General features: G+C 71.5%; 14 protein-coding genes. 7 read left to right on the top strand and 7 right to left on the bottom strand.

Annotation, left to right across the window (positions count from 1 at the left end):
• Positions 1-29 precede the first annotated feature (29 nt).
• Entirely contained in the window at positions 30-1,313 is a 1,284-nt protein-coding gene (locus AC1DPN_RS10285) for a VWA domain-containing protein (RefSeq protein ID WP_477084654.1), read from the top strand.
• Positions 1,310-2,002, top strand: coding sequence for an FHA domain-containing protein (locus AC1DPN_RS10280; protein WP_477084653.1), 693 nt, complete (start codon positions 1,310-1,312; stop codon positions 2,000-2,002). The genes AC1DPN_RS10285 and AC1DPN_RS10280 overlap by 4 nt, the downstream gene beginning before the upstream one ends.
• A 74-nt stretch (positions 2,003-2,076) precedes the next feature.
• Here AC1DPN_RS10280 and AC1DPN_RS10275 read toward each other — a convergent pair whose 3' ends face one another.
• Positions 2,077-2,499: a hypothetical protein gene (locus AC1DPN_RS10275; RefSeq protein ID WP_477084652.1), complete on the bottom strand. Its 423-nt coding sequence runs from the start codon at positions 2,497-2,499 to the stop codon at positions 2,077-2,079.
• Positions 2,500-2,594: 95 nt separating this feature from the next.
• On the opposite strand from AC1DPN_RS10275, the gene AC1DPN_RS10270 reads away from it, so the two are divergent.
• Positions 2,595-3,023 (top strand): MarR family winged helix-turn-helix transcriptional regulator, encoded by a 429-nt coding sequence (locus tag AC1DPN_RS10270; RefSeq protein ID WP_477084651.1) that lies wholly within the window; start codon positions 2,595-2,597, stop codon positions 3,021-3,023.
• Between the two features lie 34 nt (positions 3,024-3,057).
• On the opposite strand, the gene AC1DPN_RS10265 is transcribed toward AC1DPN_RS10270, so the two are convergent.
• From AC1DPN_RS10265 to AC1DPN_RS10255, 3 genes are read right to left on the bottom strand one after another with little or no spacing between them, the layout of a single operon-like run.
• Positions 3,058-3,810 (bottom strand): FAD:protein FMN transferase, encoded by a 753-nt coding sequence (locus AC1DPN_RS10265; RefSeq protein WP_477084650.1) that lies wholly within the window; start codon positions 3,808-3,810, stop codon positions 3,058-3,060.
• A gap of 4 nt (positions 3,811-3,814) precedes the next feature.
• Positions 3,815-4,393, bottom strand: a complete 579-nt coding sequence (locus AC1DPN_RS10260) for an FMN-binding protein (protein WP_477084649.1) — start codon at positions 4,391-4,393, stop codon at positions 3,815-3,817.
• A 1-nt stretch (position 4,394) separates the two neighbouring features.
• Positions 4,395-5,762, bottom strand: coding sequence for a ferredoxin reductase family protein (locus tag AC1DPN_RS10255; protein ID WP_477084648.1), 1,368 nt, complete (start codon positions 5,760-5,762; stop codon positions 4,395-4,397).
• Positions 5,763-5,882: 120 nt separating this feature from the next.
• Here AC1DPN_RS10255 and AC1DPN_RS10250 point away from each other — a divergent pair, with 120 nt between their 5' ends.
• Both AC1DPN_RS10250 and AC1DPN_RS10245 read left to right on the top strand, forming a co-directional pair.
• Positions 5,883-6,698, top strand: a complete 816-nt coding sequence (locus tag AC1DPN_RS10250) for a class I SAM-dependent methyltransferase (protein ID WP_477084647.1) — start codon at positions 5,883-5,885, stop codon at positions 6,696-6,698.
• A 79-nt stretch (positions 6,699-6,777) separates the two neighbouring features.
• Entirely contained in the window at positions 6,778-7,176 is a 399-nt protein-coding gene (locus AC1DPN_RS10245) for a nuclear transport factor 2 family protein (protein ID WP_477084646.1), read from the top strand.
• A 13-nt stretch (positions 7,177-7,189) separates the two neighbouring features.
• Here AC1DPN_RS10245 and AC1DPN_RS10240 read toward each other — a convergent pair whose 3' ends face one another.
• The 3 genes from AC1DPN_RS10240 to AC1DPN_RS10230 all read right to left on the bottom strand — a co-directional run bounded on the left by AC1DPN_RS10240 (position 7,190) and on the right by AC1DPN_RS10230 (position 11,344).
• Complete coding sequence (locus AC1DPN_RS10240; protein ID WP_477084645.1) at positions 7,190-8,368, bottom strand: EAL domain-containing response regulator; 1,179 nt, start codon at positions 8,366-8,368, stop codon at positions 7,190-7,192.
• On the bottom strand, positions 8,358-10,679 hold the full coding sequence (locus AC1DPN_RS10235) for a hybrid sensor histidine kinase/response regulator (RefSeq protein WP_477084644.1): 2,322 nt from the start codon (positions 10,677-10,679) through the stop codon (positions 8,358-8,360). Before AC1DPN_RS10235 ends, AC1DPN_RS10240 begins: the two co-directional genes overlap by 11 nt.
• A gap of 287 nt (positions 10,680-10,966) precedes the next feature.
• Complete coding sequence (locus AC1DPN_RS10230; protein ID WP_477084643.1) at positions 10,967-11,344, bottom strand: nitroreductase family deazaflavin-dependent oxidoreductase; 378 nt, start codon at positions 11,342-11,344, stop codon at positions 10,967-10,969.
• Positions 11,345-11,462: 118 nt separating this feature from the next.
• On the opposite strand from AC1DPN_RS10230, the gene AC1DPN_RS10225 reads away from it, so the two are divergent.
• Together AC1DPN_RS10225 and pdxH are read left to right on the top strand one after the other, a co-directional pair.
• Positions 11,463-12,005, top strand: coding sequence for an NUDIX domain-containing protein (locus tag AC1DPN_RS10225; protein ID WP_477084642.1), 543 nt, complete (start codon positions 11,463-11,465; stop codon positions 12,003-12,005).
• A 5-nt stretch (positions 12,006-12,010) separates the two neighbouring features.
• Entirely contained in the window at positions 12,011-12,691 is a 681-nt protein-coding gene (gene pdxH, locus AC1DPN_RS10220; RefSeq protein WP_477084641.1) for a pyridoxamine 5'-phosphate oxidase, read from the top strand.
• The last annotated feature ends 26 nt before the right edge of the window (positions 12,692-12,717 follow it).

The raw sequence follows: 12,717 nt of genomic DNA, 5'->3' as shown, positions 1-12,717 counted from the left end.
CACCGACCGCTTTCCGAGAAGGAGCCACAGTGGCCGAGTTCCACACCGAGGTGTTCCAGAACGAGTTCCTCTCCGAGGGCGCCACGGACGTGCACGCGATCGTGACCGTGACCAGCTCCGGTGCGGGCACCGCGGGTGCGGCCTCGGCCACGGGCACCGTCGCCGAGATCGTCATGGTGGACACCTCGGGCTCGATGCAGGGCCCCAACATGGATGCCGCCAAGTACGCGGCGCAGGTGGCGGTGGACCAGATCGCCGACGGCACGTGGTTCGCGATCATCGGCGGCAGCCACGTGGCTCAGCGCGCGTTCCCCTACCCGAACGCCCCGGTCGCGATCGTCCAGATGGAACCCGGTGCGCGCAAGGAGGCCAAGCGCGCGATCAGCCTCATGGGCCCGTCGGGCGGCACCGCGATGAGCACGTGGCTCCGGCTGGCCGACCAGGTGTTCTCGCACGTCCCGCAGGCGACGCAGCGGCACGCGATCCTGCTCACGGACGGCCGCAACGAGTCGGAGCCGCGCGCGGACCTCTCCCGTGCGATCAGCGACGTGACGGGCCGGTTCCAGTGCGACGCGCGCGGTGTCGGTGCCAACTGGGAGGTCGCCGAGCTGCGGGAGATCGCGTCGGCCCTGCTCGGCACCGTGGACCTGATCCGCAATCCCGCCGACATCGCCGAGGACTTCCGGAACCTGGTCGCCGAGTCGATGTCCAAGGGCGTGGCCGACGCGGAGCTGCGGGTCTGGGCACCGCAGGGCGCGCAGGTGCTCTTCGTGCGGCGCGTGGCGCCCACGGTCGAGGACCTGACGGCCCGGCGCACCGAGGTGAACGCCCTGACGGGTGCGTACCCGACCGGCGCGTGGGGCGACGAGTCCCGCGACTACCACGTGGCTGTCCGGGTTCCCTCGAAGCCGGTCGGCGCCGAGCAGCTCGCCGCACGCGTGCAGATCGCCGTCGGCGGCGAGGTCCTCACGTCAGCACTGGTCAAGGCTCGCTGGTCGGACGACACCGCGCTGACCGCCACGATCAACCCCGAGGTCGCGCACTACACGGGACAGGCTGAGCTCGCGTCGGCCATCCAGGAGGGTCTGGCGGCCAAGGCTGCGGGCGACGAGGCGACGGCGACGGTCAAGCTCGGCCGCGCCGTGCAGCTCGCCCAGGAGACCGGCAACGAGGAGGCGACCAGCAAGCTCCGCCGTGTCGTGGAGATCGACGACGAGGAGAAGGGCACCGTCCGGCTCAAGCGCGACGCGGCCAAGCTCGACGAGATGGCGCTCGACACCGCCTCGACCAAGACCACGCGGGTTCGCCGGTGAGCACGGTCCAGTGCCCGAACGGCCACGCCTCCGAGTCGACCGACTACTGCGACGTCTGCGGCAGCCCTATCGCGGCAGCCGCGCCCGTCGCGGCTGATCCCCCGGCGCCGGCCGCGACCGCCGCCCCGACCACCTGCAGCAACTGCGGCGCCCCTGCGGCCGCGGGCGCGCTGTTCTGCGAGACGTGCGGCTACGACTTCACGACCGGCTCGCTCCCGGTCGCCGCCTCGACCCCGACCCCCGTGGTCGCGCCGCCGACGCCGACGACTCCCCCGCCTGCGGGCCCCGACGCCTGGGTAGCCGAGATCTGGGTGGACCCCGACTGGTACGCGGCGCAGAGGCCCGAGGACCCGATGCCGTCCGCCGGTCTGCCCGGACTGGTCCCGCTCCGGGAGCGCAGCGTCCTCGTCGGTCGCCCTTCGGTGTCCCGCGGCATCCACCCGCAGGTCGACTGCGGCGCCGACTCCGGCGTCTCACGCCGGCACTGCCAGCTGAACACCGACGGTCAGCGGTGGTGGGTCGAGGACCTGCAGTCGGCCAACGGCACCTATGTCAGCCGGCCGGGCGACCCGGTGCCGACGGCCCCGATCCCTACGGGTCAGCGCCGCGAGCTCGAGGACGGCGACCGGCTGTTCCTCGGTGCGTGGACCCGGATCGTCATCCGCAAGGCTCTGCCGGGCGAGGTCTAGGACCGCTGGTACTCGGAGTCGACGTCGATCGTGGCCGCCGACGGTCGGCGGCAATGAGCCGCACCGTGGCCCGGTCAGGCACCCGCCGACGCGAGCTCGGCGTTCGCGCGCTCGGTCACGAGCAGGAGCACGCGGCCCGCCACCTCGAGGTCCTCCGCCGGGACGTCGCCGTAGAGCCGTTCGGTGATCCCGGCGGTCTGCCGCTGCAGCTCGTCGGTCAGCGCGCGCCCCGCGGGTGCGAGCTCCAGCCGTTCCCCGTCGTCGACGACGAGTCCGCGGGTGACCGTGGCCCGCACGGTCGACCGGGCGACGTCGTCCTCGACCTTCAGGCCGGAGCGGATCGCGGCGAGCACGTCGGAGCTCCCCCGAGGCCCGCCCCTCAGCAGATTCAGCGCCACCGACTCCTCGAAGGTCAGACCGAGCCGGGTCAGCCGGGTCTGGAGCACCGCCCGGGTGGCGACCGCTGCGCGTCCGAGTACTTGCCCGTTGAGCGTCATGACGTCTCCATTCGTTGGTATGACTAACGTTAGACACGTCGACGTCGATCCGGCAAGACGTTAGGACGACCAACGGTTCTGCTAGTCTCTCGCACATGCCCACCCGTGTCGGCGCGCTACCGAGCTGGCTGCTCAGCCAGACCTCGACGCACGCGCACCGTCTCCTCGTCGAGCGACTCTCGGCCGTCGGCGCCCGCGGTTACGACTACCGCGTCCTCGCGTACCTCGACGAGGAGGGCCCGGCGAGCCAGGCAGACATCGGCCGCGGCACCGCGATCCACCTGAGCGACATGGTCGGCACCCTCAACGACCTCGAGGCCGCCAGGCACGTCGCCCGGGTGCCGGACCCCGCCGACCGACGGCGCAACGTCGTGACGATCACGACGGCGGGTGCGACCCGCCTCGCGCAGCTGTCCGTCGAGGTGGAGCGGGTGCAGGACGAGCTCCTGGCACCGCTGTCCGCGAAGGAGCGCGACGAGCTGACGAGGCTGCTCGGACTCGTCCTCGCGCATCACGTCCCCTAGCGGGCCATCCCAGCGCGCGCGGCGAGGCCGTCGATCACTCGTGCGTCCCCAGGATCGCCCCGCCGACGCGGTCCGTGAGGATCCGCCCGTCCGCAGCGACCGCGATGACCGCTGCCGCACCATGGTCGCTCGCCCACGGCACTCCGTCGGGCCCGAGCGCGAGCACCGAGGTCGCCAGGACGTCCGCCGTCGTGAGGTCGGAGGCGACCACCGTGGCCGAGAGCAGCCCCGTCACGGGCTCCCCCGTGCGTCCGTCCCACACGTGCGCGCCGCGCTCGTACGTCCCCGAGGTCGCGACCGCAGCGTCGCGCACCTCGAGCACCGCCAGGAACGTGTCCGGGGCAGCCGGGTCGCGGATGCCGACGTGCCAACCACGCCCGTCCTCCGGTTCCCCGCGCGTCACCACGTCACCACCGGCGTTCAGGCAGAACCGACGCAGCCCTGCGGCGACGAGGACGTCCGCTGCTCGTTGCGCGGCCCAGCCCTTCACCACGCCGTCGGTGTCGAACCCACCGTCGGGCCGTCGCACGGAGAACGCCCCCGCGGAGTCCGCCCACGCCCGGCCGGCGATCGCGAGGACCTCGCGCAGGTCCTCCGACATCTCCGCGGGGCTCACCTCGCCCCGGGCGTACCTGCTCACCTCGCTGTCCGGGTCGAACCGGCTGAACCGACGGTCCGCCGCGCGCAGCGATCCGAAGGCGCGCTCGACGACCGCGGGCGTCTGCTCGTCGGCGTCCCGCACGTCCACCGACATCGGGATCCCCATGACCGTCTCGCGGTAGCGCACGGGCTCAGCCGTGCTGGTCGATCGCGGACTGGACCGAGTCCGCGTAGCCCTGCGACGTGTAGGTCGCGCCGGAGACGGTGTCGATCTGCGCCGACTGCGCTGCGATGACCTCCTGGGCGAGCAGCGGGGCCGCACGCTCGTTGATCTGGACGCTCTCGCGCTCCCGGTCGGGCACCTGCAGCGTCTGCACGTCCGTGATCTGGTTCCCGGTGAACGTCACCGAGACCTGGACCGACCCGTACCGGTTCTGCTCGACGGAGCCGACGATCGTCACCGTGTCCGACGTCGCGCTGGATCCGATGTCGGTGCTCGTCCCGGCCGACCCGGCGTCCGTCGTCCCGCTGCTCGCGGAGTCGTCGCTCGTCGACCCGGTGCTCGCGGAGTCGTCGCTCGTCGACCCGGTGCTCGCGGAGTCGTCGCTCGTCGACCCGGTACTTGCGGAGTCGTCGCTCGTCGTCCCGGTGTCCGGTGCGATCGAGTTGGCCACGTCCTGCACAGGCGCGAACTTCGCCACGCCCGCCGCTGACATCGCCACGGTCGCGCCGACGAACAGCCACGTCCCGCGCCACGGTCGGGTACTCATCTCAGACCAGCTCCTCTCGATGGATGGCGGTCGCCGGCACGCCCAGGTCGCGCGCAGACCGCTCGACCGTCGTCACCATGGCGTCAGGGCCGCAGACGAACACGTCGCGCTCGGCGATGTCGGGTACCAGTGCGCGCAGGTGCGCAGGTGCCAGCGGGTCGTACCGGAGCTGTTGACGTCGGCCGGCCACCGGCACGTACCGCATCCACGGCGATGGCGTGAACTCCGCGGCCAGCGCGAGCCCGTCGGCGGCGTGCGCACGATGGACCACGACGATCTCGTGGCCTCGCGCCAGCAGCTCCTCCGCGAGGGCCCGGACGGGGCCGATGCCCGCGCCCCCGGCGACCAGCAGCACCTTGCGCGTCGCGGCGCGGTCGGCAGTGAACCGACCGAACGGCCCTTCGACCTGCACGCGGACGCCGGGCCGCAGGGCCGTGACCGCTGCCGAGTGGTCGCCCAGCGCGCCCACCGTGAATCGCATCCGGTCGCCCGTCGGCACCATCGACAGCGAGTACGGGTGCGCGGTTCCCAGGTGTCCTCGGGTCAGGAAGCGGACGAGGAAGTACTGGCCGCCACGCGCGTTCAGCTGGTCGAGCCCGGTCCCCGTCAACCAGACGCTCGCGAGTCCGTTCGCCTCCGGAACGACCCCTGCTACGCGCAGGCTGTGCCGCCGGTGGGCGACGAGAGGCAGGACGACGCGCCAGGTGAGGATCGCAGCGGCCGTGCCGGAGTAGAGGACGATCCACGCGACGCGCGCTGGTGCGTCGGTGACGAAGTGCGTGCCACCCGCGATCTGGTGGAAGAAGGTGAGGAAGATCCCGACGTAGATCGTCAGGTGCAGGGCGAACCAGAGCTCGTACGACAGCTTCAGGCGAGCGAGCCGCACGCTCGACAGGCCGACCACGAGGAAGAGCACCGTGCCGATGAGCGCCGGCCAGAGGTATGGCTGCGTGGCCAGGATGCTCGGGACCTCCGCCCACACCGAGGTGGCGTCGAGGAGCGCACCGCCGACGATCATCAGCAGCACGTGCGTCATCACCAGGAGCACGACGGTGGTGCCGAGCGACCTGTGCCAGGAGACGAGGCGGTCGAACCCGACCGCCCGCTCGAACCACGGCACCCGGGCGACGAGCAGGAGCTGCGCGCACACGAGGAACGACGCGAGCAGACCCGCCAGCTCGCCGACGCTCATCAGCGCGCCGCCGGGCGTCGCGCCGGCGACACCGGCGGTGCCGAACCACCAGAACGCCAGGACGGCCAGCGTGCCCAGCCACATGCCGACGAGCGCGCCCGGAACCCGCCTGAGGGGCGCGGGCCGGCGGGCAGCCAGCGTCCCGACCGGGCTCTCGACTCGGACCGTCGTCGTCATGTCACCGAGTGTGAGGCCCAATTCTCCGAGCCGCCTCGGAGCAACCTGTGAGCCAGCGATGCGCCCCGAAGCCACGCTGGACGGCTGGTCGCCACGGCTCGCATGCAGGAGGGTGGACGCATGAGAGCGACGAGCGACATCGCCGGCGTCTTCGACCGGGTCGCCGACACCTATGACGACGTCGGCGTCCCGTGGTTCGGGCCCATCGCCGGAGGGTTGGTCGACGAGCTGGACGTCCAGCCCGGCGAGCGCGTGCTGGACGTCGGCTGCGGCCGCGGTGCAGCGCTGCGACCCCTCGCGCTCGCGACCGGTCCGAGCGGTCGGGCGCTCGGCATCGACCTCGCGCCGCGGATGGTCGAGCGCACGCGATTGGATCTGCGCGATCTTCCACAGGTCGACGTGCAGGTCGCCGACGCGATGGCTCCGGGTCTGCCGCCGGCGTCGTTCGACGTCGTCTCGTCGTCCCTCGTGCTCTTCTTCATGCCGGACCCCGCGGCCGCCCTGCAGGCGTGGGCGCAGCTGCTCGTCGGGGGCGGCCGGCTCGGGGTGTCCACGTTCAGCGCGCAGGACGACCGCTGGCGCCAGCTGGACGACGTGTTCCTGCCGTACCTGCCCCCCGAGATCCTCGATGCGCGCACGAGTGGCCGCACCGGCCCGTTCGGCTCCGACGACGGCATGGAGCGGCTCGCAGCGGGTGCGGGCCTCACCGAGATCCGGACGTCCCGCCGCACCGTCACCGCCGTGTTCCGGGACGCGGAGCACTACCTGACGTTCTCCTGGTCCCACGGTCAGCGGGCGATGTGGGAGCGGGTGCCGGAGTCCGAGCGCGAGGGTCTGCAAGGCACCATCACGACCATGTTCGACGGGTTCAGGGAGCCCGACGGGACGGCACGCCTGCATCAGGACGTGCGCTACACGCTCGCGCGGGCCCTCTGACAGGCGTTGCCACTCGCTCCCCTCGATCGACCCCGGCTCGTGCCGTATGGCGGAGCGTCGTTGCTGGCACACTGGCGAGATGGGGGCTCCTGATCCGGTCGAGTTCAGCGCCGCGTGGGCGGCCGAGTGGAACGCGCGCGACCTCGACGCGGTCCTCGCGCGCTTTGCGGACAAGGTGGTCTTCTACTCCCCCTTCGCGGCACACGTGCTGCCCGAGACGGGCGGCGTGCTGCGCGGCAAGGACGAGCTCTACCGGTACTGGACGGAGGGCCTCCGTCTCGTCCCCGACCTCAGGTTCACCGTCGAAGGGGTCCATGCCGGGATCAGCTCGCTGATCCTGCACTACCGCAACCAGCGGGACGTCCTGGTCGACGAGGTCCTGATCTTCGACGAGGACGGCCTGGTGATCGAGGGCCACGGCACGTACCCGAGCACCGTGCCCACCAGCTGGCCCGGCGAGGACGAGACGAGCGGCTAGGTCGCCGGGCCGGTCAGCCGGTCGCAGCCGTCGCTTCCAAGGGGCCCGGCCGGCCGAGCAGATAGCCCTGCGCCCACGGCACGCCGAGGTCCTGGACGACGGCGAGCTCCGCGGGTTCCTCGACGCCCTCGGCGATGAGCTGCGCGCCTACCTCCTGCGCGAAGGACACCATCGCACGGGTCAGCGCGCGCTTCTCGGTGCTCCGGTGGATCCCGGAGATCAAGGAGATGTCGAGCTTGATGATGTCGGGCTGGAGGCGGACGAGGTGCCGGAAGCCCGCGTAGCCCGCACCCAGGTCGTCGGCGGACAGCCGCGCTCCCTGCATACGCAGCCCGGCGAACGCCCCGCGCACGGCCGTGTAGTCCTCGATCGGGACGTGCTCGGTCAGCTCGATGACCATGCGCGACGCCAGGTCCGGCGGGAACAGCTCGTGGTCCAGCATGTACAGAGCGGTGGCGGGCGACATGTTGATCGCGAGGAACAGAGGTGCGGCCATCTGCTCCAGATACGCGAGTGCCGCCCGGGCGGCCGCCCACTCCATCTCGACGCCCAGACCGACCGAGAACGCGTCGGCGAACCAGCGCTCGGGTCCCCCGTGGTGCGGCTCCGCGAAGCGTGCGAGCGCCTCGTGGCCCACCACGTGCATCGAGGACGTGTCGACCACGGGTTGGAAGACCATCGCCCGGGAACCGTTGTGCAGGACGTGCTCGATACGTCTCCGCGTCCGGGCGGCGTCCTCGTCGCGGGGGCCGGCGGCGGCGTGGCTCGTGTGGCGCAGCGTCGCGTAGAGCTCACGGGTCTGCAGCAGGTTCGCGATCCGCAGGCACGTCTCGGTGGTGTCCAGCGGCTTGGTGAGGAAGTCCTGCGCCCCCAGCCCGAGCGCGCGGTTGCGGGCGCCCGTCGTCGTGTCCGCCGTAAGGACCAGGACGGGCAGGTACGTACCCGCCGCGTGGGCCTGGATCTGCGCGAGGACCTCGAAGCCGTCGACGTTCGGCATGTGCAGGTCCAGCAGGACCAGGTCGGGGCGGACGTCGGCGAGAAGTCCGTCGACCTTGCGCGCGTCCGTCTCCGTGACGACCCGCTCGATGCCCTGCTGCACCAGGAGCGAGCGCAGGAGGAGGACGTTGCCCAGGTTGTCGTCGACGACCAGCACGACCATCGCGGAGAAGCGCTCCAGGGTCCTAGCCTGCATCGACGCCTGCCCCGACCCGGTCGAGCGCGGCCAGGATCTCGCGCAGGTCGAGCGGCTTGGTGAGGTACTGCTCCGCGCCGAGCTCGAGAAGCCGGCGCGACTGCCCGGCCGTGGCGTCGGCCGTGAGGATCAGCACCGGTGCCTCGTGGGTGTCGGGGTCGTCCTTGAGCGCACGCAGCACGTCGGCCCCGGAACGGTCGGGCAGGTGCAGGTCGAGGAGCACCAGGTCCGGGCGGTGCGCACGGGCGAGCTCGAGGCCGAGCCCGCCGGAACCTGCGTGGATCAGGCGCCAGCGTGGCCGCAACCGGAGGAGGTGCTCGATGATCTGGACGTTCGGCACGTTGTCCTCGACATACAGCAGCGTCAGGCTGCGCGCGCCCGGACCCTGCTCGACGAGCTGTGCGGTCCCGTCCTCGGCGCGTGCACCGGTGCCCAGGTGCGCGGGGATCGCCCTCGGCAAGGAGACGGTGAACGCCGAACCCCGTCCGAGCTCCGAGTCCACGGTCACCGACCCGCTCATGAGCGCGCTCAACGACCTCGTGAGCGTGAGGCCGATACCGGTCCCGTCGATGCCGGTCGACTCCGCGCCCAGCCTGTCGAACGGGGTGAACAAGCGGTCCTGGAGGGCGTGCGGCACGCCCGGACCGTCGTCACGCACGGTGATCGCGATCTCGTCGCCGACCAGGCTCTGCTCCACCCACACCGAACCACCCGGATGGTTGTACTTGATCGCGTTCGACAGCAGGTTGAGCAGGATCTGGCGCAGCCGCTGCCGGTCGGCCAGCACGTGCCACCCCTCGAGCCCCGGCGTGTGCAGCAACGTGATGCCCGCCTGCTGAGCCATCGACGCCATCAGCTGCATGCTCTCGGCGACGAGATCGTCGGTCGGCACCGGCTCGAGGCTGACCGACATCTCGCCGGACTCGATGCGCGCGACGTCGAGGACGTCGTTGATGAGGTTCAGCAGGTGCCGCCCTCCCTTGAGGATCTGCGCCACCTCCTCCTCGTGCGGCGTGCCGGCCAGCTCGAACTCCAGCAGCTGCCCGAACCCGAGCACGGCGTTGAGCGGGGTGCGCAGCTCGTGGCTCATCCGGGACAGGAAGATGTTCTTCGCGGCGTTGGCCGCCCGGGCGGTGTGCTCGGCCTCGCGCAGGTGCTCGGCCGCCGCCATGCGGGGGGTGATGTCCTCGGCCGTGATCACGTAGCGCTCGGGCGGCCCGACCGGGTTGGGCACGGGGGTGGCCACCGACCGGATCCAGCGCTCGCTGCCGTCCGCCAGGATGATCCGGTGCTCCGAGTGCGCCGGCAGACCGAGCCGGGACGGGTCGACGAAGGTGCGGTGGACGCGCTCGTGGTCGTCGGGGTGCATCACGATCGCCCCCGGGTCGGACATCAGGGCTTCTGGACCGACCCCGAGGATCTTCGCCGAGCCAGGGCTGACGTAGAGGTTCTCGGGCGGGTCGATCTGGCGCAGGATGAAGACGGTCTCGACGCTCTCAGCGAGCTGTCGGAGCCTGCTCTCGTTCTCGCGTGCCGCTTCCTCGGCGGCCCGCTGAGCCGTCACGTCACGGAGCGCCGTGATCACGATCGGCTCGGGGCCCGAGTGGTCCAGCGCGAGAATGACCTCGATCGGGAAGGTCGTCCCGTCGCGGCGCAGTCCCGACGTCGGCGGGAGCTCCTCCGCCTCGAGCCGCATGGTCGTGAGGAACCGCTCGCGTCGTTCGAGGTGGCGGGGACGAGCGTCCAGCGGCAGCAACATCTCGATCTGCGTGCCGACGAGCTCGGCGGGCTCGTAGCCGAACATCTGTGCGCCCCGCGTGTTGGCGGTGAGGATGACGCCGTGGACGGTCACGAAGAAGATGCCCTCGGGCACGGCCTCCAGGAGTGAGGCGGAGCGTGCGGCCTCCCGCTCCTCGTTGCTCACCGGCCGGGAGATCGACGCCACCCCGGTGATCACGCCCTGGTCGTCACGGACGGGCGAGAGCGACATCACGACCTCGACCAGGTTCCCGTCAGCACGCAGCCGAGAGGTCCGGAACCCGCTCGAGGCCTCACCATCGGCTGCCCGGGCGTGGCGGGTCCGCTCCTCGTCGAGCGCGTGCGCGGGGACCACGGTCTCGAACCTGCGCCCGATCATCTCCCCGGCGCTCTGGCCGTAGACGAGCGTCGCTCCCGGGTTCCAGGCGGTGATGACGCCGTCGAGGTCCTTCGCGATGACGGCCTCCTGCGAGGAGTCGACGATCGCCGCGAGAGCGAGCGCCACCTCGATCGACTGCTGCGGGGTCGCGCGGCCGGCAGTGATCTCGCTCATCCCCACCCCCGTACAGACTCCGGTCGTGCGGCGCGTCGTCGAGCCGTCGGCAGCGTCAGCATATTCCCGCACTGCCCCATTGCCTCCTCATCGGAATGCCTGGGCGGAATCTGCAGGAGACCGTCGGCTGGTTCTCCGCCAACCGCGTGACCTGGACGAACGCCCAGCCGACGGCGCCACGAATCGAGCCGCTCGACGACGAGGAATGGGTGAAGTTCCTGCATTTTCGGACGCAGCACAAATCCAGAAAGCGATCAACGTCGCGCACCGAGCCGATCCGCGCGGCACTACGCCGGCAGGTCGTCCACAGGGGTCAGCACGATGAGCGGGCTCTGTCGCATCATCAGGTCGACGTCGTCACGCCGCCATCTGCGCGCTGCCGCCTCGATGAGCGGCCGACGTTCGGCTGCGTCCGAGACGACGCGAGCGAGCGCGGGGACGTCCGCGGTGGCACCCGCCTTGAGGTGGATCGTGACGTGCGGGTCGGCCTCGACGTTGTGGATCCAGGCGCGCGTGCGAGGCGACGGCGTCCCCGAGATGAAGAGCGTCCCGTCGAGCTCGTGCAGGAAGATCTCGATGCGCCTCGGCTCGCCGGTGTGCCGGCCCGTCGTCGTCAGGTCGATGATCTGGCTGCGGTGCAACGCGGTGCGCACGGATTCGTCCATGCCCGTCACCCTGCGCCACCCCGGTGCTCACGGCAACGGCTCCGAGGGTCGCCCTTCCCGACGAGGCGTGAGGTGTGCCGCGGCCTCGGTCGTGGCGGGCACATGTGAGGCTGGGTCCATGGCGCCCTGGCTCACGAGATCGTCCACGACCGTCTACGAGAACACCTGGATCCGCGTCCGCGAGGATGCGGTCGACCGGCCCGACGGCGTCGCCGGCATCTACGGCGTGGTGACCGTCCGTAACCCTGCGATCTTCGTCGTACCGATGACCGACGACGACGAGGTGGTCCTCGTCGAGATCGAGCGCTACACGACCGGCGCGTCGCTCGAGGTGCCGGCCGGCGGTTCCGACGGCGAGGACCCGCTGCACGCCGCACAGCGGGAGCTGCGCGAGGAGACCGGTCTGGTCGCCGACCGCTGGGAGCAGATCGGCTCGATGTTCGCCCTGAACGGCATCAGCGAGGCCCCGGAGCACGTGTTCCTCGCCCGCGGTCTGCACCCAGCGGACCTACCCGCGGAGCACGCCGAGGAGGGGATCACCGCCGTCCGGACGGTCCCGTGGCCCGAGGTGCTGGACCTCGTCTCCGACGGCTCGATCACCGACGGGGAGACCGTCGCGGCACTGATGTACGCGGCGCTCGCCCTCGGCCGCGTCTCCTGACGGCGATGAACACCGACACGCGAAGGGACTACCCGGGCGACGGCCTGGACGAGGGCGACCTTGCGCCCACACCGTTGCAGCAGGTGCGCGAGTGGCTGGCCCAGGCCGTGGCGCGGCAGGCGGAGAGGGGCGACGTCCCGGAACCGACGGCACTGTCCGTGGCCACCGTGGATGCCCACGGCATGCCCAACGTGCGGACGGTCCTCATGCGGTTTCTCGACGGCGCGGGCCCGGGCTTCGTCACGAACCTCGGGTCCACCAAGGGAGCGGAGATCGCCGCGACCGGCGGCATCGCTGCGGCCCTGACCTGGCCGGCGATGTACCGGGCCGTGCGGTTCCGCGGCCGCGCGGTCCCTCTCTCGCGCGACGAGGTCACGGCGTACTTCCGAGCGCGGCCCTGGGGGTCGCGGATCAGCGGCTGGGCCTCGGAGCAGTCACGCCCGCTCGCCGACCGTGCGACGCTCGTGGCCGCCTACGACACCTGGGCGCAGCGGTTCCCCGACACCGGTTCGCCGCTCGACGTGCCCGTGCCGGACGACTGGGGAGGCTGGCGGATCGACTGCGACGAGATCGAGCTCTGGGCCGGTCGCCGGGACCGGCTCCACGACCGACTCGTGTTCATGCGCACGGGACCGGGCGATCTCGCCTCGACGACCGCGTGGAGCGTCGAGCGACGCCAGCCCTGACGGGCGCGCTCGTCCGACCCTCGACC

This window comes from Cellulomonas sp. P4_H4 (assembly GCF_056400865.1).
The sequence above is the reverse complement of the archived record's forward strand: the minus strand, read 5'-3'. Positions and strand labels throughout refer to the sequence as shown.